Origin of the sequence: Actinoalloteichus caeruleus DSM 43889 (assembly GCF_000429185.2) — a bacterium.
Lineage (GTDB): Bacteria > Actinomycetota > Actinomycetes > Mycobacteriales > Pseudonocardiaceae > Actinoalloteichus_B > Actinoalloteichus_B caeruleus.
The window spans coordinates 2,955,230-2,980,762 of record NZ_AUBJ02000001.1 but is presented as its reverse complement, the minus strand read 5'-3'; the positions used below and the strand labels follow the sequence as shown (position 1 = coordinate 2,980,762).

Below are 25,533 nucleotides of genomic sequence, written 5' to 3'. Positions count from 1 at the left end.
GTGCGGTCAGTGCCGGCTCCCGCCCAGCGCGGCCCGGCCGGCCTCGGCCGCCCGCGCCCCGTACCCGCCACCGAAGAGCACCGCGTGCACCAGCAGTGGGAACACCTGGTGCAGGCCGACGCGGTCCCGCCACCCGGGCGCCAGCGGGCGCACCTCCGCGTACGCGTCCACCAGCCGGTCGAGGTGGGGAGCGCCGAAGAGGCGGAGCATCGCCAGGTCGGTCTCCCGGTGGCCTCCGTGGGCGGCCGGGTCCAGCAGCACCGCACCAGGACGGCGCCGCCGCTCCGTCCAGAGGAGGTTGCCGCTCCACAGGTCGCCGTGCAGCCGCGCGGGCGGCTCGGTGGGGCCGGCCAGGTCGGGCAACCGCTCCTGGACCTGGCTCAGCACCGCCCGCTGGGAGGCGTCGAGCCGACCGAGATCGACGGCGCGGCGCAGGTAGGGCTCGAGGCGCTGTTCCCGGTAGAACGTCGGCCAGTCGGGGGCCGGCTCGTTCGTCATGTCCAGGGCGCCGACCACCGCCCGCCCCGGCCCGCCGGGTGGGGCGGCGCCGAAGGCGGGAGCGCCGGCCGCGTGCAGGGCCGCCAGCCCACGGCCCAGCTCCTCGGCGGCCGCCGCGCTGGGCGCACCGGGTGGGACGAAGTCGAGCACCAACCACCCCTCGCCGGCCGCCACCACCCCTGGCGCGAGGCCAGGCACGGCGTCGGCGATCCACCGCAGCCCCGCGTCCTCGGCCGCCACCGCCCGACCGGCCCGGTCCCGGTGGACCTCCGGGGCCTCGCCCGGCGCCTCGGAGCCAGGGCGGACCGGGAGCTTCGCGACGACGCGGGCGCCGTCCACCAGGTCGACGACGAAGACCGCGCCGATGTCCCCGCCGGGCAGTGACCGAGCGGTCACCGCGTCGGCGCCGAGCAGGTGCGAGACGGCCCTCCTGGCCGCCTCGGCCGAGGTCACGTCCGCTCCCGGATCCAGTCCAGCAGGCCGGGAACGGCCGCCTCCACCATGGCCAGCACCTCCTCGAAGTCCTCCACCGGCCCGCCGTAGGGGTCCGGGACGTCCGGGCCGTCGGCGGACGGGTCGAAGGACCGGAGCAGCCGGACCCGCTCGGGTGGCACGCGCCGGAGCAGGGCCCGCTGGTGGCCGGAGTCCAGCGCCACGAGGAGGTCGGCGTCCCACTGCTCGCCCCCGATCTGGCGGGCCGAGTGCGCCGTGGGGTAGCCGGCGCGCGCCAGCACAGCCCTCGCGTGGGGCTGGGCGGGTTCCCCGACGTGCCAGGACCCGGTGCCGGCGCTGCTCACCCGGACCTGGTCGGCGAGGCCGGCCCGCCTGAGCCGTTCCTCGAGGACGAGACCGGCGATCGGCGACCGGCAGATGTTCCCGCTGCAGACGAAGCACACGTGCACCACGCCCACCACCCTAGGCAGGGGCAGCGCCGGGAAGGGCCGGCCGGCGGGTGCGGGCCGGCCCGACGGCCACCGACACCGGCCGAACGCCTCGACGGGAGCGGTCGGCACGCCGGGGCCGACGCGTTCCGGCCTAGGCTGGCGCACCGGAGCCGGTTCGGAGCCGGGCAGGAGAGAACGTCAGGCGGCACGCGCCGCCGGAGGAGGTCGACGGGTGACGGTCAGGGTCGCGGACGTCGTCGAGGTGTTGGAGGCGGCCTACCCGCCGGAACTCGCCGAGGACTGGGACGCGGTCGGTCTCGTCTGCGGTGACCCGGCGGAACCGGTCCGGCGGGTGCTGGTCGTCGTGGACGTCACCCCGGAGACGGTGCGGCAGGCGGTCGACGGCGGCGTCGACCTGGTGGTCGCCCACCACCCCCTGCTCCTCCGGGGCGTGCACGGCGTTCCGGCCGACACCGTCAAGGGCTCCCTCGTGCACCGCCTCATCCGCCACCACGTCGCCCTGTTCTGCGCCCACACCAACGCCGACACGGCCAACCCCGGTGTGTCCGACGCCTTGGCGGCGGCCCTGGGGCTGCGCGTCACCTCGGCGCTGCGGCCGGTCGGCGACCCTGGCGCGCCCCGGCCCCTGGGCATCGGCCGGGTGGGTGAACTACCCGAGCCGCTGCCCTTCGCCCGCTTCGTGGAACTGGTGGCGGAGTCCCTGCCCACGACTGCCTGGGGAGTGCGGGCCGCCGGCGACGCCGAGCGGGTGATCCGCACGGTCGCGGTCTCCGGCGGCGCGGGCGACTCGATGCTGGGCCTGGCCGCCGCGTCCGGCGTCGACGCCTACGTCACCGCCGACCTGCGGCACCACCCCGCCTCCGACCACCTCGCGGCCGGCACGGTGCCGGGTGGGCGGGCGCCCGCGCTGGTCGACGTCGCGCACTGGGCCAGCGAGTGGCCCTGGTGTAATCAGGCGGCCGAGGTGATCAGCGCCGGACTGCCCTCGGACGTCGAGGTGGAGGTCTCCCTGCTGCGCACCGATCCGTGGACGCTGCGCGCCGAACCGTCCCGGGAGCCCGACGTCCGGGATGTGACAGGCTGACTCCTCCGTCCGGTCGCCCCAGCCCGCTTTCGAACCAGGGAGGACGTCGCGTGAAAGCAGCCCCCGCGGTCCAACGCACACTGCTCGATCTCGCCGAGATCGACATCGAACTCAACCGGGTCGCCCACCGCAGGGGGTCCCTCCCCGAGCTCACCGAGATCACCGGGATCGAGGCCGAGGCGGCGACCAGCCGGGACGCGGTGACCGCCGCCGCGACCGTGCTCGCCGACCTCCGCCGGGACGCCGACCGGCTGGAGAAGGAGGTCGACCAGGTCCGGGCCAGGGGCAAGCGGGACGAGGACCTGCTCAAGGGGGGGAACGTCTCCGCCCGGCAGGTCGCCGACCTGGAGCACGAACTGGAGTCGGTGCGCCGCCGGCAGGCCCTGCTGGAGGACGAGCTGCTGGAGCTGATGGAACGCATCGAGGCGGCCGAGACGCAGGTCTCGGTGGCCGAGGGCGAGTTGGCGGAGGTCCGCCAACGGCTGGGTGACGCCGAACGCCGCCGCGACGAGGCCCTCGCCGACCTCGGCACGGTCGAGACGCGGCGGACCGAGGCCCGCGAGGCGGTGGTCGGATCCGTTCCCGAGGGCCTGCTGGCGCTGTACGAGCGGTTGCGCGCCCAGAAGGGAACCGGGGCCGCGCTGCTCCGGGCCCGCCGCTGCGGCGCCTGCCGGTTGGAACTGGACCGCACCGCGTTGTCGGAACTGCGCAAGGCGGCCCCCGACGACGTGGTCCGCTGCGAGGAGTGCGGTGTGATCCTGGTGCGCACCGGGGAGTCCGGGCTGTGACCTCGAGGGTGGTCGTCGAGGCCGACGGTGGTTCACGGGGCAACCCGGGGCCCGCCGGCTACGGTGCCGTCGTCTTCGACGCCGACACGGGTGCCGTGCTCGTGGAGCGGGCCGAGGCGCTGGGTGTCGCGACCAACAACGTGGCCGAGTACCAGGGCCTGATCGCCGGGTTGCGGGCCGCCGACGAGCTGGGGGCCGCCGAGGTGGCGGTGCGGATGGACTCCAAGCTCGTGGTCGAGCAGATGTCGGGTCGCTGGAAGATCAAACACCCGCAGCTCCAGCCGCTCGCGCTCACCGCGCGGGACCTCGCCCGCCGGTTCGACCGGGTGAGCTACGAGTGGATCCCCCGGGCCCACAACGCGCACGCCGACCGGTTGGCCAACCAGGCGATGGACGCCCAGGCCGGGAACGGTCGGGGCGCGGCGAGGGAGTCGGCCGGCGGCGGTGCCCCCGCCCGGGACCGCGCACCGTCCAGTCGGGACGACGAGGCCCACCGAGGGAGCGCCCGGGCGGCGCCGACCGCCGCGCGGTGGTCGGGGGCCACCGGGGTGCCCACCCGCCTGGTGTTGGTGCGGCACGGGGAGACCGAGTACTCCCGCCAGCGGCGGTACGCGGGACGAGGGGATGTCCCCCTCACCGACTTCGGTCACGAGCAGGCCGCCGCGGCCGGTCGCCGCGTCGCGCGGCTGGTGGCTGACGGGGACTCGACGCCGGTCCCGGTGGTCAGTTCCCCGCTCAGCAGGACCCTGGACACCGCGAAGCTCGTGGCGGACGCGGTACGCGGGCAGGTCACGGTGTCCGAGCGGCTCGTCGAGTGCGACTTCGGGGAGTGGGACGGCCTCACCTTCGGTGAGGCGGCCGAGCGGGACCCGGACCTCCACGCGAGGTGGTTGCGGGACGCGAGCGTCGCACCGCCCGGCGGGGAGAGCCTGGACGAGGTGCACCGCCGGGTGCGGCGGGCCAGGGACGAGTTGATCGCCGAGCACGGTGGGCGCACCGTGGTCGTGGTCAGCCACGTGTCACCGATCAAGGCGCTGCTGCGGATGGCACTGGACGTGGGGCCGAGCCTGATGTACCGCCTGCACCTCGACGTCGCCTCGATCTCCGTCGCCAACTTCTACCCCGACGGGCACGCCTCGGTGACCTTGGTCAACGACACGACCTTCCACCCGGCCCTCGGCTGACCGCCGCCGGTCCGCCCCGCCGCTCATCCGCAGCGCCCGGGGCGGGCGGCCGGGACCTCCTCGTCCGGCCACACCAGCAACACCGCGCAGGGCGCGTGACCCACGACGAAGCGGGTGGCCGGTGCGAGGCTCTTGGGGCCGGTGAGCCGCAACCGCCCGTCCCGTCCGCACACGAGGAGGTCCGCTCCGGCGCAGACCGACAGGACCTCCCGTTCGGGGCGGCCGACCCTGGACACCGTCTCGCAGCCGCGTCCGAGCAGGCGGCGCCCCCTGGCGAGCAGGCGGTGCGCGGCTGCCTGGGCGAGCTCGTTGACCTGCTGGGTCGGCACGCGTTCCTGTCCCCGGCCGAGGAACCCGCGCAACCCACCGGCCGGGGTGTCCCCGTCGGGGGGAATCACGTGCAGGAGCACCACGGACTCCGCGTCGTGGGTGAAGTGGGTGGCGGCGGACAGACACGATCGCCACCCCGAATCGGTGACCCAGATCACGATTCGCCTCATGGTGGTCATCCTGCCGCACCGGGTCGGACCATCCACAGGGTGAACGGTCGGATCGCAGCGGCCTTGTGACGCGGTCCGCCGCTCCGCGTGGGATCTCCCGGCGGGGTGGGCCGGTCGGCCGCGTGCCGCTCGCTCGACGCCCGGCCACTAGACTGAACGGGGGGATGAGTCGGCCGGGCGGCCGCGACGGCGCGCCGCGTCGTCGAGGAAAGTCCGGACTCCACAGGGCAGGGTGGTTGTTAACGGCAACCCGGGGCGACCCGCGGGACAGTGCCACAGAAAACAGACCGCCCGGTCCGCCTCGGCGGACCGGGTAAGGGTGAAACGGTGGTGTAAGAGACCACCAGCACCCCGGGTGACCGGGGTGGCTCGGTAAACCCCACCCGGAGCAAGGCCAAGAGGGCGGGAGACCGCCTGCGCGAACGTTCGAGGGCTGCCCGCCCGAGTTCGCGGGTAGGCCGCTGGAGCCTGTCGGTGACGGCAGGTCTAGATGGATGGTCGCCGGCCGTCGGACCGAGAGGTCCGGTGGTCACAGAATCCGGCTTACAGGTCGACTCGTCCCCCTTCTCGGTCCGTGCGCCCGCGAGCGGCGGGCGACCGCCCGCCGTCGTCGGTCGCCGGGTGGCGGCCGGCCTGGTGCCGAGGGGAGTGTTCCCGGCCCCGCCGTGAGCCGTGTGCCCGTTGACCCCCCGTGCTCCCCCCGTCGTCCTCCCGTGCCGTGCGGGAGCTGGCGGCGCGGCCCCTCGGGCGGCGGCGGGTCGACCGCGGCCGCGGATCGCCCGCCCCCGTCGCCCCCGTGTCCCACCCTCCGCCGGTCCGCCGGACGTCCCACCGCGCGTCGGGTGGTGGTGAGCAGTGGTCGCGTCTCCTGGCCGGTCCCCGGTGCGCTCCCCTCCGTGCCCTCCTGGGGAGGGGAACCGGCATGAACAACACCTGTTGCGAAAGAAGTGTTGCGCAACAAGTGTTGCGAGAAGTAGTCTGTGGTCATGGCAGAGAACAGGGAGGGTCGCCGAGACCCGAAGGCGCTCCGGGCACTGGCGCACCCCGTCCGCATCGCGCTGATGGACCTGTTGGCGGAACGCGATCGGACCGCCACCCAGTGCTCGGTCGTGCTGGGGGAGAGCGTGGCGAACTGCTCGTACCACCTCCGCACGCTCGCCAGGCACGGTTACGTCGAGCAGGCCGGTGACGGCGGCAGGGAGAAGCCCTGGCGGCTCGCCAGCTTCCACCAGACCCTGGTGATCGACGGAGCCGACGACGAGTCCGACCTGGCGAGCGAGGCGGCCACCGAGGCGTTCCTCGAACACGACTTCGACATCCTCCGGCAGGGCATCCGCACCCGGGCCCGCGAGCCGGAGGGGTGGCGGGAGGCGACGGGCGTCGTCAGCGCCACCACCTTCGTCACCCTCGAGGAGATGCGCGAGCTCCGCCGGGACCTGATGCGGGTCCTCGAACGCTTCACCGACCGGCTGGAGAACCGCGACGCCCGCCCCGATGGCGCCAGCCAGGTGCGCCTCGTCCTCGGTATGACGCGCCGGCCCGGTGTCGGGCCGGAGCCGTCGCCGCCCAGCGGCGGCTGAACCGCGCCCCCTCGACACCCCTGCCCACCGTGGCACCCACTCGGGGCCACCCCACACCGGAGAAACCGGAGAGAACCATGGACGCCTGGACGGAACTCGCCCTGATCGACGCCACCACGAGCCGGCACCACCGGCCCATGAGCGACGCGCACGCGCGCGGTGGGCACGGCGGCCCCGGTCGCACTCCCCGAGCGACGAGGGGCAGGGAGGAGAGACCGGCGCACCACCAGTGGTCGTGGTGGCACGCCCGGCGACTCGCGCTCTGACCGGCAGCTCGTTCCTCGCGCCCCGGGAACTCCGCGCTGGAGTCCGCGTCGTCCCCTCCCCGCCGGGCTCGGTCCCCGCCGACGAGACGCACCGCCGCCCGGGGAGGGAGCGCGAGAACCGCGCCCACCGGGGGAGACGGCGCACCCCGACGAGGAGGCCCGCCGCCGCGCGGCCCAGCCCCGGGATCGGCGCCGGCGTGCCGGGCCGGTGTGCCGGGCCGAACCCCCGAGGAACCGGGTCCAGCGGTTCCCGATGACGCGGTCCGGGGCTGTCAGGGCCCGGGTCGAGGGGTCGGCCACGTGCCGGGACCTCTCGCCCGCCGCCCGCCGGCACCCGACATCCCGGGGACGTGCGTCGAGGCGGAGGCGGTTCCGGTCACGCGGCCCTCGAAGCACCGCTTTCCTACCGAGGCACAAGGGAGCGACCACGGTGGTCGCCCCTTCGGCATCCCGGTTGGCGGACGCCGTCCCCGGCCCACCGAAGCCGGTTCCTCCTCGGGGCCGTGCGTGCCCGGCGTGGTGTCGGCCGGGTCTCCCGGGCGCGGGTTCGGCCCCAGAGGACACCGCCCGCCGGTTCCCCCGGTCTCCGCGTCCCACCGGGAGCGGGCGGCTGGGCCGTCCCACCCGAGGCTCCCGACGACCACGAGCTCCCCCGGGTGCGGTGGATCAGCACCGAATGCGCTGTCCGGCCCGGTGTACTGGGCCATCCGGGTGGTTGAGTGTGGGCTGGCTCAAAGCCGAACTCGGGACGATCCGCCGCCGAGCGAGCGCCGGCATGCCCGGGAACTGCGCGGATACCCCCACCGCCGCCGGACATCGCCCGCCGTGACCGTCCCATCGGGACCAGGTAGCCCTGGTTGGAGTCGTGCGGTGTGAAGATCGTCTCAGGTAGCCTGGAACCGTTCCCGGCCGGAGGAACGGCCTCCCGTCGTTGCCCGGCAGGGGATCCGGAACCAGTGGGACGCACGGGGACCCCGATCGTTCCACGGCTTCGGGGTGCCCGAAACAACCGCGCGCGTCCGCGACCAGGCCGTTGTGGACGACTGGCGGTGGCAGGGGATGCGGCGGCGTTCTGGCCGCCACACCACGAGCCACCCGGTCCTACCACGGTGGGTCACCACCAGCTCGCAAGTGAGTGAAACCGCCCGGCAGTCGGGAGAATCCCGGGCCGAGCAGTGACGTCGCCGTCCGCCGTGCCGATGATGGGTGGAGCCAGAAATGCATGTGACCTGGGTCGGAGGGGACGCCGTTGGGCCGACAGCCGGCACTGGCGCCACTACCCCTTGTCACAGTGGCGTGTTGTACTCGACAGTGCCCACAGTCGCCGAGGCCACCAGTCCCGGTGACGCCGACAGCGCTCCTCGCCTTCAGGAGTTAGGACCATGACCGCCACGGCTTCCACGATGATCGCCACCAGCCTGGAGACCACCGGGCTCACCGACTGGATCATCGGCAACATCGTTCCGCTCCTGCTGCTCACCGTGGCCATCCTGATGCTGTGGTTGGGCGGCGGGCAGGGTGACAACGCCGGTGTCATGCGCCGGGTCGGCGGTGTCCTGATCGCGCTCGGTGTCATCGGGCTCGCCGTGACGGGAGCCGGTGTGAGCATCGGTGAGTGGATCGCGGGCCTGTTCGCCGCCAGCCCAGGGTGAGCCGTGCGCATCCGCACTGACGACGAGATCTACCGGGTCGATGCCGTCTGGCTCGGCCCGCCCCGCGCGACCTTCCCCTGGCGCGCGCGGTACGTCGCGTGGGGAGTCGGCCTGTTCGTCTTCCTCGCGGTGTTGACCGTCGAACGGCAGATGGGGATCGGGTTCGGGTTCTTCTCCACGGCCTGGGCCGTGGTGATCACGATCGTGCTCACCAAGATCATCTGTTCGCGGATCAGCCACGAACGGCCGTTCGGCTCGGTCATGGCGCTGTGGGCGCGAGAACTGACCGCACCCAGACAACGACATTCCGGAAGGGGCGGCGCGGTGAGCGCGTCGCGGGTGAGGGTCAGGAACGGCCGCCCGCGACCGAAGCGGGCCACCAGGAAGTCGGCCCGCCGGCGCCAGGCGCGCGGCCGCTCCCGGACCAAGGAGGTTCGTGGTGTTCCGACGTCGGCGCGATAGGAACCGAGGTTCCCGAGGGGGCGCCGCCCAGCGGCAGACCGCTCGCGGCGGCAACACCGCGAGACGGCACGCGGAGCCACCGCTGCCACCGGTGGAGCAGCAGCGCGGCCGCCCCTCGGGCAAGAAGGCGCGCCGGCTGCCCGGGGAAACGGTGATCCCCAGCTACACGCCGTCCATCAACGCGCGCAGCATCGACGGCCACCTGCTGCGCACCGGGCAGGACGTCTACGCGTGGTACCGGCTCGCCCCGCAGCGGTGGTCCTTCCGCTCCGACTCGCAGCGGCAGGACCTGATCCAGGCCATCGCCGGCCAGTACTCCGAACTCCAGGGCCGGTGGCTGCACCTGCGCGTCACCACCCGGCCCTACCCCATCCGGATGTGGGCCGAGGCGCACGTCCACAACGCGGTGGGCCGGCCGCCGGACAGCCCCGGCGCGATGTCCTTCGACGACTACATGGTCGGCGAGCAGCAGCAGCTGATGGGCCGGTCGATGGCGGAGAAGGAGGTCTACATCGGAGTCCAGGTGCAGACCCGCAACGCCCTCGACCGGGCCGTCGAACGCGCCGCCCCCGTGCTCCGCCGGATCTTCCCCGAGGCCGTGGACGCCGAGCTCGTCGCACTCGACAGCGAGATCGAACACCTCGACCAGGTGATCGGCGGCAGCGGGCTGGAGGGCGCTCCCGTCACGGCCGAGGAGATGTCCTGGCTGATGCACCGCTCCTGCTCGCTGGGGCTGCCGGCACCGCGCAACATGCCCGCGGTGCCGGGCTCCACCTGGGAGCCGGAGGACCTCGCCTCCTTCACCGACGCCGCCGACCTGCACCAGGAGCCCTACTCCCCGACGGTGACCGTGCGCGGCCGCACCGGGTCCAACGCGGGGATGACCCGGCACGTCGCCGTCCTGACGGTGGGGATGACCCACGGCCTCCAGATCCCCGAGGTCGACGACCCGTGGATGCAGCGCTCCGACCGGCTGCCCGCCCCGGTGGAGTGGTCGGCGCGGATCTACGTGCGGCGCCCGGAGGACGTCTCCGGTGAACTCCAGCGCCAGATGAACAAGGTGCGGTCGCAGGTCCGGCACTACACCGACGAGCACGAGCTGGAGCCGCCCCAGTCGCTGGCCCGGCAGGCGTCGAGGGTGCTGGAGATCGACGACGAGATGACCACCGGGTTCACCGCCCTGGCCACCCGGGTGCGGTCCTGGTGGCGGCTCGCGGTGTCCGGACCGACCGAACGGGACGCGCTGCGGCTGGCCCAGCAGATCCTCGACCTCTACAAGCCCAAGATCGCCATCGAGCACCCGGAGGGGCAGTACGCCCTCGCCAGGGAGTTCATCCCCGGGGAACCGCTGGCCTCCAGCGCCTACCTCCGCCGGGGCTCGGTCATCTGGGCGGCCTCGGCGGTCCCGGCCGCCACCGCCGACGTCGGCGACCGCCGGGGCATCCTGCTCGGCGAGACCTGCACGGCGACCCGCCGCCCCGTCGCCTGGGACCCCTGGATGGCCCAGGAGGTGCGGGACGGCTCCGGGCTGTCCGCCCTGGTCGCCGGGCTCGGCGGCGGCAAGTCCTTCCTGGGCGGCGGCGTCGTCTACAAGACGCTCCGCGCGGGCGCGCACTGGACCCTGCTGGACCCGTCCGGGCCGCTGGCGGCGCTCTGCGAACTCCCCGAGCTGCGCCCGTACGCCCGGCCGATCAACCTGCTCAACGCCCAGCCCGGCATCCTGAACCCCTACCGGGTGGTCGCGGAGCCGCAGCTCGAACACTTCGCGGACGAGGACGACCCGGAGCGGGCCTGGCGCAGGGAACGCGCGCTGTCCGCCGCGACCAGGCGGCGCCTCGTCCTGGACGTCCTCACCGGACTGCTGCCCTACGAGGTGTCCCGCCTGGCCCAGACCAGGATCGTGCTGCTGCGCGCGGTCCGGAACGTGGGCGGCCGGCCGGACGCCCACCCCGGCCTGGTCTTCGAGGCCCTGCGGCGGGACGCCACCGAACACCGCGAACACGCCCTCGCCGTGGCGGACTTCCTGGACGAGATGCGTGAGCGCATGTCGCTGCTGATCCCGGAGTACGACGACGACCCCTACTCCCACCAGCGCGACGACCGGCTCACCGTGTTGACGATGGCCGGGCTGACCATGCCGAAGGACGGGGTCGGCCGGGAGCACTGGACCGACGCCGAGGCACTCGGCGTCGAGCTGCTCAACCTCGCGGCCTGGCTCACCCAGCGTTCGATCTACGACCGCCCCAAGGCCGAACGGAAGGGCGTCTGGATCGACGAGGCCTTCTTCCTCTCCGAGGTGCCCACCGGGCGCGTGCTGATGAACCGCTTCGCCCGGGACTCCCGCAAGTGGAACGTCCGGGTGCTGCTGTCCAGCCAGATCCCCGGCGACTTCCTCAAGATCCAGGGATTCGTCTCGCTGTTGGACTCCGTCTTCATCGGACGGCTCGACGACGAGGACGCCCAGGCCGACGCCCTGCGACTGCTCAAGGTGCCGGTGGGAGCCGGCTACGAGCAGGTGGTCGCCAGCCTGGGCCGCCGGCCCGGCGGCGAGCGGATGGCGACCGAACGGGACCAGGCGCCCCGGCAGTTCATCTTCGGTGACGGTGCCGGCGGCGTCGAGCGCATCCGCATCGACTTCTCCGGCCCCCACCTCGCGCACCTGCGGGACGCCCTGGACACCACGCCGGGGCACACCGCGGAACCGAAGGCGGCGCGACCCGCGGTGGACCCGGTCGAGACGGACGGCCTGGACCCGACCGTGCCGGGCGGAGCGGACGACAGCCTGGACAGCATGTACTTCAACGGAGTCGGCGCGGGTGGCTCCCCGTCCACCGGCAGCCGGCCCCGCCGGGACAACCGGGGGGATCCGACGTGACGGCGGTTCTCGTGCTGGCGGTCGTGGGGGCGCTGGTCGCCCTCGCGGCCCTGCGGACGCGGGCACGGGACACGCGGCGGGCGGAGGCCCCGCCGCCGGGCACGACCGCACCGGCCCCGGAGGAAGTGCTGGCACGGCGCACCGGACGACGCCGTCGGGGGGTGCTCGGCGTCGTCGTCCTCATCCTCGCCGGGCAGGTCGTGCTCGGTGGCCAGGCCCACGCCCAGGACAGCGGCTGCCGGATCGCCCCCAACCCGGAGCGGCCCGGGGCCGGCATGGTGGGCGCCCTCGACCCGGCGCCGATCGGGCGAGGCGTTCCCGGGACGGTCTACGACGAGGTCGGCTACGCCGGTCTGGTCTGGCACACCTACGACCTCGGCTGCGGCCCGGAGGGGATGCGCAACCCGAACGCGGTCATCGACACCTGGGCGGGCAACCAGCTCTTCAACGTGGGCAAGAACATCGTCGGCGCCACCATCGGCCTGCACTACGCCCTGCTCACCGGCACCATGATGGCCCCCCTGGACGACCTCGTGGTCACCGGGACCAACGCCCTCTACAACACCGTCTACACCCCCTGGTTCGGCCTGGTCGCCGTCGTGCTGGGCGTGCTGCTGTTCCGGTACATCTGGCGGGGCGAACTGGCCACGATCAGCAAACGGGGGCTCTGGGCGCTGGCCGGCATGTGGCTGGCCGCCGCCACCTACCTGACCCCGCTGATCTACACCCACCTGCTCGACGACCTGCTCATCAAGGGCACCTCCGCCATCCAGGGCGGCTTCCTGGAGGAGGTCGGGGTCGACGAGCGCAACGCGCTGCCCAGCGTGCTGCACCAACACGTCATCTACGACAACTGGCTACGCGGGGAGTTCGGGGCGAACGACGCGCCGCAGGCGGAGGAGCTCGGGAGGGACCTGGTGCGGGCCCAGGCCTGGACCAAGGACGAGGTCGCCCAGAACCTCGACGCGGGCTCGCCCGACGAGAAGAAGGCCGAGTTCCACGAACTGGCCACCCAGATGGGCAGCACCTACGGCTACTTCCAGGGCGTGGACGGCAGCCGGATGGGCGCCGGGTTCCTGGCGATGGTGCAGTCCGTCGCCTACGCCCTGTTCCAACTGCTGGCCAAGGCGGCGATCCTCCTCGCCCAGGTGCTGTTGCGGGTGCTCATCCTCGCCGGGCCGATCATCGGTCTCGTCGCCATGATCCACCACGACATCCTCCGGCGGATCGGACGCGCCGCCGGCGCCACCCTGCTCAACGTGGTGGTCGTGGCCGCGCTGGCCGGCCTGCACACCATGGTGCTCAACTGGCTGTTCAGCCCGGCCCGAGGGTTCGACCTGCTCACCCAGATGCTGCTGGCCGGCCTGATCACCCTGGTCCTGTTCATGATCGCCAAACCCGTCCGGCGGATCTGGCAGATGATCGAGCTCTCCGCCGGGGCCGTGGGCGCCGGTGTCCCCGGCGCCCCCCAGGGGCTCCTCTCCCGGTGGCGCAAACGCCCGGACACCACTCCGCAGGACCGGTTCTGGGAACAGGTCAGGGAAGGCGAGGACGACGCCACGCCGGGGCCAGTCCAGGGCCGTGGACGGGTGCGTCCCGAGGGGACCGTGCCCCCGGTCAACGCCGCCGTCGAACGGCTGGACCGCCGGGCGGCTGCCGCGGCCCTGCCCGTGGGTGCCACGGCGGCGCGCGCGGACCCGAACGTCCCCCCCGAGGGAGGAGTCCGGGCCAGTACCAGCTCACCGGCGCTGCCACCGGGGCGGCGCAGCCGGATCACCGACACCTCCCCGGTCACCGACCGCGGCTGGGACCGGGTCGGCGAGGACGCGGTGATCATCCCCTCGCAGGTCCCGACCAGCCCCGGACCCACCCACCCGACCTCGCCCGCCGCCCGCCAGCCCCGCCGGGCGGAGATGGAGATGGTCGCGGGGCGCCCGGTGTTCGTCGTCTACCGCCCGTCCAGAGGACTGGAGGTCAGGGACGACGGCGGCAGTCACCCGAGTTGAGGAAGGAGCGACCGTGCCCATCCGCACCAACCGCGGCCGCGCCGCCGTCTACCGCAAGCTGTGGGGGTGGCCGCTGCGGTCACCCCGCCACCTGACGGCGACCGTCGTCCTGCTGCTGGCCGCCGTCGTCGGTGTCGGGGTGGTCGTCTCCGACGGGATGCCCTTCGCCGGCGACGCTGACCAGGGGCAGGCCGGCCCCTCAGCCAGCCCGACCCCGCCGGCCGGGGAGGAACCGGGCGCTGGGCCGTTCCCGACCCGCATCGGGACCGCCGAGCCCCCCGCCACGACGACCACCACGCCGTGGGAGAGCGCCGAGCCCCCCAGCATCTCCGTGCCGGACCTGCCCCCGGAGTCAGCCGCTCCCGACCCCGAGGGGCTGGCGGTCGCCGAGGCGTGGATGCGGGCCTGGGTCACCCACGCGCCCGGGGACACCACCGAGCAGTGGCTGGCCGGGATGGAGGAGTACACCACCGACGAGTACCTCACCATCGTCGGTCTGTCCGATCCGGACAGCGTGCCCGCGGACGCCGTCACCGGGGACCCGGTGCCGGTGGAGTCCACGACCACCTCGATGCGGGTGCGGGTGCCGACCGACGTCGGGGAGGTCGAACTGTTGTTGATGACCACGGACCAGGGGTGGCGGGTGTCCGGCCACAACCCGGTGGAGTGACATGAAGACCGCGATCATCTCCCTGCTGGCCGTCGTCGTCATCGCGGCCGGTGTCGTCGTGTACGGCCTGAACACGGTGATGCGGCAGAACATCGCAGCCCAGGCCGGCACCTACGGTTACTGCGGTCCCGCGCTCGGCACCTGGGGCGGGACCGACGCCGGCCTCGGTGAGCGGGACGCCGCCGGTCTCACCGAGGAGTCGCTGACGATCACCGGTCAGATCATCACGATGGGCAAGCAGCGCGACCTCTCCCCCCGGGCCTGGCAGATCGCGATCCAGGCCGGGATGCAGGAGTCGCGGCTGCGCAACCTGACCTACGGCGACCGCGACTCGGTCGGCATCTTCCAGATCCGGGGCATGCACGGGTCGCTGGAGGACCGGCTCGACATCGCCTGGCAGATCACCTGGTTCTACGACACCCTGGAGCGGGTCGAGCGGTGGGAGGCGATGCGCCCCGGTGACGCCGCGCAGGCCGTCGAACGATCCGCCTACCCGGACAAGTACCACCGCTGGGAGTCGATGGCCGTCTTCCTGATCGACCAGCTCGGCGGCGTGGACGACATCTCCACCTGCGAGGAACTCCCGCCCGCCGACGAGCGGGCCACGCTGGCCATCCAGTACGCGGTCGACCAGATCGGCAAGCCCTACGTGTGGGGTGCCGCCGGCCCCAACACCTTCGACTGCTCCGGGCTCACCATGCGGGCCTGGGAGGCCGCCGGGGTCACCATCCCCAAGTACTCGCAGAGCCAGTACTTCCAGGGCGGCACCAAGATCCCGCTGGACCAGGCCAGACCGGGCGATCTCATCTTCTGGGGCGGTGGTCGGCAGCCCTCCAGCATCGACCACGTCGCCCTCTACATCGGCAACGACGAGGTGATCCACGCCCCGCAGCCGGGTGACGTGGTGAAGCGGGCCAAGATCTGGGACGGCGGCAAGCTCGTCGCGACCGCCATCCGTCCCGGGCCGAACGTGTCCCTTGTGTAATCGCACCTGACTGGAGGAGGCGCATGTTCCCGTCCGATCCCCTGTCCCGGCCGCCGAGCCCGCCGGCGTCGAGCTCACCGCTCCGGGACTACCTGGCCTCGACGCAGGCCCGGGCCAACACCGGGGTCGACCCGGCCTACGCCGTGCTGCCCCGGGTCCTGGTGGAGTCGATGCCCCTGCCCTGGCAACAACAGATGGTCCACCTGCTCGCCGAGTTCCACCAGGCCACCGGGCACCGCCCCTGGCCGCTCTACCGGGTCGTGCCGTCCCGGTCGGAGCGGCTGGTGGATCTCGACGAGGAGCAACTGGCCGAGATCGGTGCCCTGGTCGAGATCGACGCCGTCGGTGAGATCGTCTACCGCGAGCGGAACGGGCGTCGCATCGAGGAGCCGGAGCAGCAGCAGGTCCTCGTCGCCTGCCCGGACCCCCTGACCTCCGGCCGACCGGCCCCCGGGCGAGGGGCCGCCACGCCGGCCGGGGGCATCCCGGAACAGGGCGACCACGCCCCCGCCGCGGGTTGGTGACCGGCGCCCCGCCGCGACGCGGGGCGCCCGTCCAGCCGCCCGCTGCCCGGCGGGCGGCCGTGCGTCGGCTGACAACCGGCTCCGCCCGTGCCACGCTGGAGCGCGTGGTGGATCCGCAGGGCTGGTACTACTGCCTGAAGCACCGTGACGTGGAGCGCGGCGCCGGGTGTCGCGCGTTGGACCGACTCGGTCCGTACCCCGACGCGGCGAGCGCCGCGAACGCCCTGGAGATCGCGCGCCGCCGGACCGAGGAGGCGGACGAGGCGGACCGGGCCTGGAACGAGGACGAGGACTGAGCCGCCCGGCTCCGGTACGCCGACGGGTGGCGCGGAGGGGGCGGCGGGTGCGTGACGAACTGGGGGCCGAGGTGCCGTTGACCGGCCCGCCCCGCCGAGTCGTGTCACTGGTCCCCTCGATCACCGAGGCGGTCGCCGTCAGCGCGCCGGGACGGCTGGTCGGGGCCACCGAGTACTGCGCGCACCCGGCCGACCTCGACGTGAGCAGGGTCGGTGGGTCGAAGTACCCGGTGGTGGAGTCGGTGCTGGCCCTGGCCCCCGACCTGGTCCTCGCCAACGCCGAGGAGAACCGCCCCGACGACGTCGCGCGCCTCCGCGAGCGGGGTGTGCCCGTCTTCGTGACCGCCGCGCCGGAGAGCGTGCCCGCCGGACTGGAGTCCCTCCGCCGGGTCCTGGTGGACTGCCTCGGGCTCGGGGTGCCGGACTGGTGGTGGAAGGCGGCGTCCCGCTGGGAGGGCACGCTCGTCCGCCGCTGGACCGCCGTCATACCGGTGTGGCGACGTCCCTGGGTGGTGCTGGGCGGTCGCACCTTCGCCACCGACGTGCTCCGGCGGCTCGGCGTCGCCAACGCCTACGCGGACCTGGCCGACCGCTATCCCCGGCCGAAGCTGCCCGAGCTGGTCGCCCGGTTCGACAGCGGTGCCGCCGACCTGCTGGTGCTGCCCGACGAGCCCTACCGGTTCACCGGAACGGACGGCCCGGAGGCCTTCCCCGGGGTGCCGAGCGCCCTGGTGTCGGGACGCCACCTGACCTGGTACGGGCCCTCGCTGGTCGAGGCACCGGACGTCCTGCTCGACCAGCTCGCCGCCGCCGGCCGCTGAGGAGCCGGCGCTCCGCCGGGACGGGGTCCCCGTGGCCGGGACGACGGTTCGTGGGTGGTGGCCTCGGTGGCCCGCTCCGCGTCGTCGTGGCCGAGTCCCCTCGGCTCGCGCACCGAACGCGGCCTGGCGACCCGCGGCACCTGCCCCCGCGCTCCTCCCGCAGCCGGGCCTCCTGGTCGCGGTCGCCCGCGAGGACGGCGTGGCTCGGCGCCGACCCCTGGCGTGGCGGTCAGAGGAGGCCGCCAGGTCGCGACGCCGTTCTCGGGACGGCGACGGGCGTGCTGGGGGCTCTGCCGGAGGGCACGGCCGGGGTCCAGCCGCCGGACGACGCCCCGGGGTGCCAGCCGTCGCGGACGCCCCCGGGGTCCGCCGGCCCCGCCGAGGTCCGCGATCGGGAGCCGGCCGTTGGCTGGCGCGCCGCCGCGCCGGGGTCGCGACGGCGTCCCCGAGCGAACCGGACGAGCGCGGTGCGGGCGACCCGGTTGCTCCGGCTGGCGGGCCGACGACCGTCGATCGCGCGGGCGCGCTGCTCCGAGCGGTGGTGGTCGCCGCGCCCGGCCGGCGCAGCGCCACCCCACGAACGGAGAGTGACCTCCGCTGACCAGTGGTGATGATCTCCTGGTCGCGGGGGTGCGACCGGAGCTGCCGCCAGCGTTCCCACCGGCGCGAACGTAAGGTGAGGACATGGCGCGTGCGCAATTCGGTGCGGAGACCTCGACCGGGGGCGAGTTCGTCCGTCAGCCGAACAGGTTCACCCACCGGATCACGTCGGACGGTTCGTCCCCCTGGCCGGTCGAGGCGGGGCGGTACCGGCTCATCGTGTCCCTGGCCTGCCCCTGGGCCCACCGGGCACTGATCGTGCGTCGCCTGCTCGGCCTCGAACAAGCGATCTCGCTCGGGGTGGTGGACCCGATCCGGGACGAGCGGGGCTGGCGCTTCAGCCTGGACGAGGGGGGCCGCGACCCCGTGCTGGGCATCGAGTACCTCTCCGAGGCCTACCTGGCCACCGACCCGGAATTCCAGGGGCGGGTGACCGTGCCCTGCCTGGTCGACGTGCGCAGCGGCCAGGTCGTCACCAACGACTACCCGCGCATCACCCTGGACCTCGCCACCGAGTGGCGGGACCTGCACCGGCCCGGCGCGCCCGACCTCTACCCCGCGCCGTTCCGCGCGGAGATCGACCAGGTGAGCGAGCCGATCTTCCGGAACGTGAACAACGGGGTGTACCGCTGCGGGTTCGCCACCTCGCAGGAGGCGTACGAGGCCGCCTTCCACGACCTCTTCGGCGAGCTCGACCGGCTGTCCAACCGGCTCCTCGGCCAGCGCTACCTCGTGGGTGACTCGATCAGCGAGGCCGACATCCGGCTGTTCACCACCCTGGTCAGGTTCGACGCCGTCTACCACGGCCACTTCAAGTGCAACCGGCAGAAGCTCAGCGAGCTCCCGGTGCTCTGGGCCTACGCCAGGGACCTGTTCCAGACCCCCGGGTTCGGCGAGACGGTGAACTTCGACCACATCAAGCGGCACTACTACCAGACCCACGAGCAGCTCAACCCGAACCGCATCGTGCCGGCCGGGCCCGACCTCACCCGCTGGCACGACCCCCACGGCCGCGCCTCCCTCGGCGGCACGCCCTTCGGGGAGGGCACCCCGCCGACCGGGCTCTCGCTGATCTGACGGCGGTTCGGCCGTGACCTGGCGCCCCTGGCCCCGGTGCGCCCGCCGCTGGCCGCCTCGGCCAGCCGGGGACGGCGGTGCCGTCCCCGGGCCCGGACGGGGGCCAGGCCCGAGGACCGGGACGTGACGTGACGTCAGAAGGAGTGCTCCTCCGCCGGGAACCGCCCCGAGCGCACCTCCTCGGCGAACTCGGCCGCCGCGCCACCCAGCACCCCGGCCACGTCCGCGTACCGCTTCACGAAACGGGGTTTCCGGCCCTGGTTGAGGCCGGCCATGTCCTGCCACACCAGCACCTGGCCGTCGCAGTGCGGTCCGGCGCCGATGCCGACGGTGGGCACGGCCAGCTCCTTGGTGATCCGCTGCGCGACGTCGGCCGGCACCATCTCGAGGACGACCGCGAAAGCCCCGGCCTCCTGGAGGGCCAGCGCGTCGGCCAGCAGCTCCTCCGCGCCGTCGCCCCTGCCCTGCACCCGGTAGCCGCCCAGGCCGTGCTCGCTCTGCGGCGTGAAGCCCAGGTGTCCCATCACGGGGATGCCGGCCGCCACGAGCGCCTCGACCTGGCGGACGAACGGCCGGCCGCCCTCCAGCTTGACGGCGTGGGCGAGGCCCTCCTTCATCAGGCGGGTCGCGTTGGACATCGCCTGCTCCGGCGAGGCCTGGTAGGTCCCGAACGGCAGGTCCGCCACCACCAGGCTCCTGCTCACCGAGCGGGTGACGGCCCGGACCAGGGGCAGCATCTCCTCCATGCTCACCGGGAGGGAGCTCTCGTACCCGTACACGTTGTTGGCCGCGGAGTCACCCACCAACAGCACCGGGATACCCGCCTCGTCGAAGATCCGGGCGGTGTACATGTCGTAGGAGGTGAGCATCGGCCAGGTCTCGCCGCGCTCCTTCATCTCCCGCAGGTGGTGGATGCGCACCCGGCGGTGGGGCCTGCTCCTGGCGCCGGCGCCCGTCCCGTACGGAGCGGGCTGCTCCCGCTCCGCCGAATCACGAACAGCAGTCATCGTCGACCGTCCTCCCTCAAGGCCACCACGGGTCCCTGGGTCGTCGCGAAGTGGTTCCCCCGAAGGGTGGCACGGGCGCGCGCCCCCTACGCCCGGGTTGCGAGGGACCTCACAGCACGGGTCGACCCGGGCAGGAAGGGGAGGGGAAGAAGCCTCGTCCGGGGACGGTCCGTGCGACTAGCCTCGTGTCCCCGGCGGCGGGGCGGGCCCCTCCGCGCACGTCAGAGGAGGACACGTGACCCTCGACCGGCAGGACCCCGCCGAATCGGGTACCGACCGGGAGCTGTTGACGCAGTTCCTCGACTTCCACCGGGCGACCCTGCGGCTCAAGTGCGACGGGCTGAGCCCGGATCGGCTGGCCACCCGCTCGGCCCCGCCCTCGGTGCTGTCCCTGCTGGGCCTGGTCCGCCACCTCGCCGACGTCGAGCGGTACTGGTTCCGCCGCGTCCTCGGCCAGCAGGACCTGCCCGCGCGCTTCTATTCCACCGCCAACCGCGACGGGGACTTCCTCGACATCACCCCGGAGAACGTCACCGAGGCCGAGGTGGAGCGCGCGTGGGCCGCCTGGCGGGAGGAGGTCGACCACGCCAGGTCCCTGGTCGAGGCGACCGATCTCGACGCGCTCCGTCAGTGCCCGCCCGGGGACGGCCGCCAGGTCTCGTTGCGCTGGATCCTGGTCCACATGGTGGAGGAGTACGCCCGGCACAACGGCCACGCCGACCTGCTCCGCGAGGCCCTGGACGGCACGGTCGGGGAGTGACTGGCGGCCACCGGGCAGCCGCCCGCCCTCCCCACCCACCACCCGTGCAGGGGGCCGATCCGGGTCAGGACCCGTTCGGCAGCGGCTCCCGCCAGCCGCTGGTGATCGGTAGCCGCCGGTCCCGACCGAAGGCCCGGAAGGTCGTCTTCGTCCCCGGCGGGTACTGGCGCCGCTTGTACTCCGCCCGGTCCACCAACCGGACCACCCGCTCCACGAGCTCGGCGTCGAACCCGTCGGCCACCAGCTCGGCCAGCCCCCGATCGCCCTCGATGTAGCCCTCCAGGACCGCGTCCAGCAGCTCGTAGTCGGGCAGCGAGTCGGTGTCGACCTGGCCGGGGCGCAACTCCGCCGACGGCGGCTTGCTGATCGAGTTCGGCGGGATCGGCGGGGTCTCCCCCCGGCGCTCCGCCTCCTCGTTCCGCCACAGCGCCAGCCGCCGCACCATCGTCTTGGGGACGTCCTTGATCGGGGCGAAGCCGCCGACCGCGTCCCCGTAGATGGTCGAGAAGCCGACCGCCAGCTCGGACTTGTTGCCCGTCGCGAGCACAAGGTGGCCGTCCTGGTTGGACAGCCCCATCAGCGTGACCCCTCGGCAGCGGGCCTGCACGTTCTCCTCGGCGAGCCCGGTCAGGCCGAGCTGGTCGACGAAGACGGCGACGCTGTCGACGATGGGCTGCGACGAGTAGTGCAGGCCGGTGCGCTCAGCCAGGTCGGCGGCATCGTCCCTCGAGTGGCCGGAGGAGTACCTGGAGGGCATGGAGACGCCGTGCACGCGGTCGGCGCCGAGCGCGTCGACCGCCAGCGCCGCGCACACCGCGGAGTCGATCCCGCCGGAGAGCCCCATCAGGACGGTGCGGAACCCGTTCTTCTCCACGTAGTCCCGCAGGCCCGTCACCAGCGCGCCCCACACCTCGGCGGATTCCGAGAGGGGCGCCGCGGGGGTGGGGGCGGCCGCCGCCGGGTACGGGGGGAGCGGGTCGTCGCCGATCACCCGGCGAACGACCTCGAAGCCCTCCCCGTCCGGCCCCCCTCCGGGGTTGCTGGCCAGGTCGAGGTCCACCACCAGCAGGTCCTCCTCGAAGCGGGGGGACCGGGCGAGCACGGCGCCGTCCCCACCGCACACCAGGGAGTCACCGTCGAAGACCAGTTCGTCCTGACCGCCCACGAGGTTGACGTAGGCCATCGGGACGCCGGTCCTGCTCGCGTAGCCCGAGACCAGGTCCCCCCGCGCGTCCCCCTTGGCGCGTTCGTAGGGCGAGCCGTTGACGCAGACAACCAGGTCCGCGCCCTCGGCCGCCAGGGCGTCGGCCGGTCCGGGGCGCTGCCAGATGTCCTCGCAGATCACGACGCCGAGGTCGACCCCGTGGAAGCGCACCACCGGCAGTCGGCGGCCTGGGAGGAAGTACCGGAACTCGTCGAACACGCCGTAGTTGGGCAGGTGGTGCTTCGCGTAGCGGGCCACGACCTCACCGCCGTGCAGTAGTGCCGCCGCGTTCCTTGGCCCCTCCTCGTCGCGGTCCAGGTAGCCGACGACCACCAGGGCTTCGCCGCAGCCGGCCTCCCGCAGCCGGACGGCCAGCCGGTCCAGCTCGCCCCGGGAGCGGGCGGCGAAGGAGGACCGCAACGCCAGGTCCTCCACCGGGTACCCGGTGAGGACCATCTCCGGGAAGGCCACGAGGTGGGCGCCGGCCGCCACCGCCCGGCGGGACCAGTCGAGGACCAATTCCGCGTTACCCGTCACGTCGCCGACCTGAGCGTTCACCTGAGCCAGGGCTATCCGGAGCTGCGCCATGCGTTCATCTTCCGCCAGTCGGGGGACGGCCGGCCTACCGGGCGGCGAGGAGTGGCCCACCTCATGGCCGGCTCGTCCGTTCGACGGTCCCACGGTCCGTCGTCGTCACATCGGGGGCCAGTGGACCTTTCGCCGCGCCAGTGGACGTGCGTGCCACCCTGGCAGGATGAGCCGGGTGGGGAAGATCCGGACATGGGGCGCGATAGCCCTGGCGGCGGTGTGCGTCGCGTGCACCAGCCAGCCGACAGACGACCAGACGCCGGAGCCCTCGGCCGCGCAGCCGGGCCCGGCGGGAGCGGTGCCCGACGGCCTCGAGGACTACTACGGCCAGCCGGTCGAGTGGCGGGGCTGCGAGGACTTCGCCACCAGCCCGGAGGAGGAGACCGCCGTCGGCGCGGACGGTCTCGAGTGCGCCCACCTGCGGGTGCCGTTGGACTACGACGACCCCGAGGGCGAGGAGATCCGCCTCGGGGTGCTGCGGCGGCCGGCCGAGGACCCCGGCACCCGCATCGGGTCGCTCCTGGTCAACCCCGGCGGCCCCGGCGCGGGCGGGGTCCCGACGGCGGCCGCACTGGCCCCCGAGATCGCGGACACCGAACTCGGACGCCGCTTCGACCTCGTCGGGTTCGACCCGCGAGGCCTCGGCACCAGCGAACCCGCCCTCCAGTGCTGGACCACCGAGGAACGGGACGCCTACCGGGTCGACCAGGTGGCCGACGCCTCCCCGGAGGCCGTCGCCCGCAACGACGCCGACCAACGCGCCTACGCCGAGGCCTGCGAGCAGCGCAACGGCGCCGAGTTCCTCGCCTCCCTCGGAACCACCACGGTCGCCCGCGACCTGGACGTCCTGCGTTCCGCCCTCGGAGACGAGGGGCTGACCTACCTCGGCTACTCCTACGGGACCCGGCTGGGCAGCACCTACGCCGCCCTCTTCCCGGACAACGTGCGCGCCCTGGTCCTCGACGGCGCCCTCGACCCCGACGCGGACCCGGTCGAACAGCGCGTGGACCAGCAGGCCGGCTTCCAACTGGCCTTCGAGGCCTTCGCCGACTGGTGCGCCGAGCAGAGCCCGTGCGTGCTCGGTTCCGACCCCGACCAGGCGGTCGAGGTGTTCCGGGAGCTGGTGGACCCGCTCGCCGACCAACCCGCGGCCGCCGGCGAGCGGCTGCTGTCCTACCCCGACGCGATCACCGGCACCATCCAGAGCCTGTACGCCCAGGACTTCTGGCCGGTGCTGAACCAGGGGCTGATGCAGCTCTCCGTCGGTGACGGCAGCACCCTGCTGCTGCTCGCCGACGTCTACAACGGGCGATCGCCGACGGACGGCTCCTACAGCACCATGATGGACGGGTTCACCGCCGTGCGGTGCGTGGACGACCCGCCGATCACCGACGACGAGGTCCTCACCGAACTCGACCGGCGCGCTCGGGAGGCGGCCCCGTTCCTCGACGACGGTGGCGAGCCGGGCCCGCTGCGGGACGCCTGCGCGTTCTGGCCGGTGCCCCCGAACGAGGCCCCGCCCGCCCCGGACGCCGAGCGGCTCCCGACCACGCTCGTCGTCTCGGTCACCGGTGACCCGGCGACCCCCTACGAGGCCGGGGTCGAACTCGCCGACGCCCTGGGCGGACGACTGCTCACCTACGAGGGCAACCAGCACGGCGTCGTCCTCCAGGGGTCGGACTGCGTCGACGAGATCGCCACCGACTACCTGGTCGACCTCGACGCGCCCGCCGAGGACGTCACCTGCTGACCCGGGTGCCGCCCCGCCGGACTCGGCGGGGCGCAACACCCGGGTAACCGCCATTGCCTAGGCTGCCCCCATGGATCGCCAGCAGGACTTCGTGCTGCGGACGCTCGAGGAGCGCGACATCCGCTTCGTGCGGCTCTGGTTCACCGACGTGCTGGGCTTCCTCAAGTCCGTCGCGATCGCGCCGGCCGAGCTCGAGGGAGCCTTCGCCGAGGGCATCGGCTTCGACGGATCGGCCATCGAGGGCTTCGCCCGGGTGTACGAGTCCGACATGGTCGCCAGGCCGGACCCCTCGACCTTCCAGGTGTTGCCCTGGGAGACGGCCGACGGCCAGCACTACTCGGCGCGGATGTTCTGCGACATCACGATGCCGGACGGCTCCCCCTGCTGGGCCGACCCCCGGCACGTCCTGCGCCGGACGCTGTCCCGGGCCACCGAGTCCGGCTTCACCTGCTACGTCCACCCCGAGATCGAGTTCTACCTGCTCAAGGACCTGCCCGACGACGGCAACGAGCCCGTCCCCGCCGACTCGGGCGGCTACTTCGACCAGGCGAGCCACAACGCGGCCCCCCACTTCCGGCGTCACGCCATCGAGGCCTTGGAGGACATGGGCATCTCCGTCGAGTTCAGCCACCACGAGGCGGCACCCGGCCAGCAGGAGATCGACCTGCGCTACGCCGACGCGCTCACCATGGCCGACAACGTGATGACCTTCCGCTACGTGGTGAAGGAGGTCGCGATCAAACAGCAGGTCCGCGCCTCCTTCATGCCCAAACCGTTCACCGCGCACCCGGGCTCGGGGATGCACACCCACATGAGCCTGTTCGAGGGTGACCGGAACGCCTTCTACGACAGCGAGGACCCCTACGAACTGTCGGGCACCGGCAAGGCGTTCGTCGCCGGGCTGCTCCGCCACGCGAGGGAGATCACCGCCGTCACCAACCAGTGGGTGAACTCCTACAAGCGGCTCGTCGCCGGGGGAGAGGCCCCGACCGCCGTCTGCTGGGGGCACGCGAACCGCTCCGCGCTGGTCCGCGTCCCCATGTACTCCCCGGGGAAGGCCTCGTCCCGGCGGGTGGAGATCCGCAGCCTCGACTCGGCGTGCAACCCGTACCTCGCCTACGCGGTGACGCTCGCCGCCGGGCTCAAGGGCATCCAGGAGGGTTACGAGCTCCCACCGGCCACCGAGGACGACGTGTGGTCGTTGACGGAGTCGGAGCGCCGGGCGGCCGGTTACGCCAGCCTGCCGCAGAACCTGAACGAGGCCCTGGGCGAGCTGGAGTCCTCCGAACTCCTCGCGGAGACGCTCGGCGAGCACGTGTTCGACTTCTTCCTCCGGAACAAGCGCGCCGAGTGGGACGCCTACCGCAGCCACGTCACCCCCTACGAGCTGAGGACGTTGTTGCCGGTGCTGTGAGGGGCGGACCAGGGGAAACCGGCTCAGCACGACCAAC

General features: G+C 73.3%; 23 protein-coding genes and 1 other RNA gene. 19 read left to right on the top strand and 5 right to left on the bottom strand.

The features are described from left to right. Positions 1-6 precede the first annotated feature (6 nt). Together G443_RS11155 and G443_RS11150 are read right to left on the bottom strand one after the other, a co-directional pair. Positions 7-951 (bottom strand): fructosamine kinase family protein, encoded by a 945-nt coding sequence (locus G443_RS11155; protein ID WP_081715171.1) that lies wholly within the window; start codon positions 949-951, stop codon positions 7-9. Further along, positions 948-1,400 carry a low molecular weight protein-tyrosine-phosphatase gene (locus tag G443_RS11150; protein WP_026417054.1) on the bottom strand — a complete coding sequence of 151 codons (453 nt, stop codon included), beginning with the start codon at positions 1,398-1,400 and terminating at the stop codon, positions 948-950. Before G443_RS11150 ends, G443_RS11155 begins: the two co-directional genes overlap by 4 nt. Positions 1,401-1,614: 214 nt before the next feature. Between G443_RS11150 and G443_RS11145 the strand changes: the two genes are divergently transcribed. From G443_RS11145 to G443_RS11135, 3 genes are read left to right on the top strand one after another with little or no spacing between them, the layout of a single operon-like run. Continuing rightward, complete coding sequence (locus G443_RS11145; protein ID WP_026417053.1) at positions 1,615-2,487, top strand: Nif3-like dinuclear metal center hexameric protein; 873 nt, start codon at positions 1,615-1,617, stop codon at positions 2,485-2,487. Positions 2,488-2,537: 50 nt separating this feature from the next. Next, positions 2,538-3,275, top strand: a complete 738-nt coding sequence (locus tag G443_RS11140; protein WP_026417052.1) for a zinc ribbon domain-containing protein — start codon at positions 2,538-2,540, stop codon at positions 3,273-3,275. Beyond that, positions 3,272-4,459: a bifunctional RNase H/acid phosphatase gene (locus G443_RS11135; RefSeq protein ID WP_026417051.1), complete on the top strand. Its 1,188-nt coding sequence runs from the start codon at positions 3,272-3,274 to the stop codon at positions 4,457-4,459. Before G443_RS11140 ends, G443_RS11135 begins: the two co-directional genes overlap by 4 nt. Positions 4,460-4,482: 23 nt before the next feature. On the opposite strand, the gene G443_RS11130 is transcribed toward G443_RS11135, so the two are convergent. Beyond that, a complete protein-coding gene (locus tag G443_RS11130) occupies positions 4,483-4,959 on the bottom strand; it encodes a universal stress protein (protein WP_035291326.1) in 477 nt (158 codons plus the stop codon). Between the two features lie 165 nt (positions 4,960-5,124). On the opposite strand from G443_RS11130, the gene rnpB reads away from it, so the two are divergent. From rnpB to G443_RS11065, 13 genes are all read left to right on the top strand, one after another. Then, an RNA gene (rnpB, locus tag G443_RS11125) (RNase P RNA component class A) lies at positions 5,125-5,521 on the top strand. A 424-nt stretch (positions 5,522-5,945) separates the two neighbouring features. After that, on the top strand, positions 5,946-6,539 hold the full coding sequence (locus G443_RS11120; RefSeq protein ID WP_155886000.1) for an ArsR/SmtB family transcription factor: 594 nt from the start codon (positions 5,946-5,948) through the stop codon (positions 6,537-6,539). A gap of 77 nt (positions 6,540-6,616) precedes the next feature. Continuing rightward, the gene (locus G443_RS11115; protein ID WP_026417050.1) at positions 6,617-6,805 is read left to right on the top strand and encodes a hypothetical protein; all 189 of its coding nucleotides are present in this window, start codon (positions 6,617-6,619) and stop codon (positions 6,803-6,805) included. A gap of 1,382 nt (positions 6,806-8,187) precedes the next feature. Continuing rightward, positions 8,188-8,457: a hypothetical protein gene (locus G443_RS11110; RefSeq protein ID WP_026417049.1), complete on the top strand. Its 270-nt coding sequence runs from the start codon at positions 8,188-8,190 to the stop codon at positions 8,455-8,457. 3 nt (positions 8,458-8,460) lie between these two features. Next, positions 8,461-8,919 carry a hypothetical protein gene (locus tag G443_RS11105; RefSeq protein WP_026417048.1) on the top strand — a complete coding sequence of 153 codons (459 nt, stop codon included), beginning with the start codon at positions 8,461-8,463 and terminating at the stop codon, positions 8,917-8,919. 91 nt (positions 8,920-9,010) lie between these two features. After that, positions 9,011-11,794 (top strand): ATP-binding protein, encoded by a 2,784-nt coding sequence (locus tag G443_RS11100; RefSeq protein ID WP_245588656.1) that lies wholly within the window; start codon positions 9,011-9,013, stop codon positions 11,792-11,794. Further along, a complete protein-coding gene (locus tag G443_RS11095; protein ID WP_081715170.1) occupies positions 11,791-13,800 on the top strand; it encodes a hypothetical protein in 2,010 nt (669 codons plus the stop codon). Before G443_RS11100 ends, G443_RS11095 begins: the two co-directional genes overlap by 4 nt. Positions 13,801-13,813: 13 nt before the next feature. Beyond that, the gene (locus G443_RS11090) at positions 13,814-14,470 is read left to right on the top strand and encodes a hypothetical protein (RefSeq protein ID WP_026417047.1); all 657 of its coding nucleotides are present in this window, start codon (positions 13,814-13,816) and stop codon (positions 14,468-14,470) included. A 1-nt stretch (position 14,471) separates the two neighbouring features. Then, positions 14,472-15,455, top strand: coding sequence for a C40 family peptidase (locus tag G443_RS11085; RefSeq protein WP_026417046.1), 984 nt, complete (start codon positions 14,472-14,474; stop codon positions 15,453-15,455). A 23-nt stretch (positions 15,456-15,478) separates the two neighbouring features. Continuing rightward, positions 15,479-15,979, top strand: a complete 501-nt coding sequence (locus tag G443_RS11080; protein WP_026417045.1) for a hypothetical protein — start codon at positions 15,479-15,481, stop codon at positions 15,977-15,979. Between the two features lie 104 nt (positions 15,980-16,083). Next, positions 16,084-16,275, top strand: a complete 192-nt coding sequence (locus G443_RS11075) for a hypothetical protein (RefSeq protein WP_026417044.1) — start codon at positions 16,084-16,086, stop codon at positions 16,273-16,275. Positions 16,276-16,322: 47 nt separating this feature from the next. Continuing rightward, on the top strand, positions 16,323-17,096 hold the full coding sequence (locus tag G443_RS11070) for a helical backbone metal receptor (RefSeq protein WP_026417043.1): 774 nt from the start codon (positions 16,323-16,325) through the stop codon (positions 17,094-17,096). Positions 17,097-17,780: 684 nt separating this feature from the next. Continuing rightward, positions 17,781-18,773: a glutathione S-transferase family protein gene (locus G443_RS11065; RefSeq protein WP_026417042.1), complete on the top strand. Its 993-nt coding sequence runs from the start codon at positions 17,781-17,783 to the stop codon at positions 18,771-18,773. Between the two features lie 134 nt (positions 18,774-18,907). On the opposite strand, the gene panB is transcribed toward G443_RS11065, so the two are convergent. After that, positions 18,908-19,780, bottom strand: coding sequence for a 3-methyl-2-oxobutanoate hydroxymethyltransferase (gene panB / locus G443_RS11060; RefSeq protein WP_026417041.1), 873 nt, complete (start codon positions 19,778-19,780; stop codon positions 18,908-18,910). Between the two features lie 235 nt (positions 19,781-20,015). Here panB and G443_RS11055 point away from each other — a divergent pair, with 235 nt between their 5' ends. After that, positions 20,016-20,540: a DinB family protein gene (locus G443_RS11055; RefSeq protein WP_026417040.1), complete on the top strand. Its 525-nt coding sequence runs from the start codon at positions 20,016-20,018 to the stop codon at positions 20,538-20,540. A 64-nt stretch (positions 20,541-20,604) separates the two neighbouring features. On the opposite strand, the gene G443_RS11050 is transcribed toward G443_RS11055, so the two are convergent. Beyond that, positions 20,605-22,332, bottom strand: a complete 1,728-nt coding sequence (locus G443_RS11050; RefSeq protein ID WP_026417039.1) for an NAD+ synthase — start codon at positions 22,330-22,332, stop codon at positions 20,605-20,607. A 166-nt stretch (positions 22,333-22,498) separates the two neighbouring features. Here G443_RS11050 and G443_RS11045 point away from each other — a divergent pair, with 166 nt between their 5' ends. Both G443_RS11045 and G443_RS11040 read left to right on the top strand, forming a co-directional pair. Next, the gene (locus G443_RS11045; RefSeq protein ID WP_026417038.1) at positions 22,499-24,082 is read left to right on the top strand and encodes an alpha/beta hydrolase; all 1,584 of its coding nucleotides are present in this window, start codon (positions 22,499-22,501) and stop codon (positions 24,080-24,082) included. 70 nt (positions 24,083-24,152) lie between these two features. Continuing rightward, complete coding sequence (locus tag G443_RS11040) at positions 24,153-25,496, top strand: glutamine synthetase family protein (RefSeq protein WP_026417037.1); 1,344 nt, start codon at positions 24,153-24,155, stop codon at positions 25,494-25,496. Positions 25,497-25,533: the final 37 nt, after the last annotated feature.

What these genes read in the sequence shown, in the direction of transcription:
- G443_RS11130 (WP_035291326.1), bottom strand. Translation starts at nt 4,959, where the DNA reads ATGAGGCGAATCGTGATCTGGGTCACCGATTCGGGGTGGCGATCGTGT.
- G443_RS11120 (WP_155886000.1), top strand. Translation starts at nt 5,946, where the DNA reads ATGGCAGAGAACAGGGAGGGTCGCCGAGACCCGAAGGCGCTCCGGGCA.
- G443_RS11115 (WP_026417050.1), top strand. Translation starts at nt 6,617, where the DNA reads ATGGACGCCTGGACGGAACTCGCCCTGATCGACGCCACCACGAGCCGG.
- G443_RS11110 (WP_026417049.1), top strand. Translation starts at nt 8,188, where the DNA reads ATGACCGCCACGGCTTCCACGATGATCGCCACCAGCCTGGAGACCACC.
- G443_RS11085 (WP_026417046.1), top strand. Translation starts at nt 14,472, where the DNA reads ATGAAGACCGCGATCATCTCCCTGCTGGCCGTCGTCGTCATCGCGGCC.
- G443_RS11080 (WP_026417045.1), top strand. Translation starts at nt 15,479, where the DNA reads ATGTTCCCGTCCGATCCCCTGTCCCGGCCGCCGAGCCCGCCGGCGTCG.
- G443_RS11065 (WP_026417042.1), top strand. Translation starts at nt 17,781, where the DNA reads ATGGCGCGTGCGCAATTCGGTGCGGAGACCTCGACCGGGGGCGAGTTC.
- panB (WP_026417041.1), bottom strand. Translation starts at nt 19,780, where the DNA reads ATGACTGCTGTTCGTGATTCGGCGGAGCGGGAGCAGCCCGCTCCGTAC.
- G443_RS11050 (WP_026417039.1), bottom strand. Translation starts at nt 22,332, where the DNA reads ATGGCGCAGCTCCGGATAGCCCTGGCTCAGGTGAACGCTCAGGTCGGC.
- G443_RS11045 (WP_026417038.1), top strand. Translation starts at nt 22,499, where the DNA reads ATGAGCCGGGTGGGGAAGATCCGGACATGGGGCGCGATAGCCCTGGCG.
- G443_RS11040 (WP_026417037.1), top strand. Translation starts at nt 24,153, where the DNA reads ATGGATCGCCAGCAGGACTTCGTGCTGCGGACGCTCGAGGAGCGCGAC.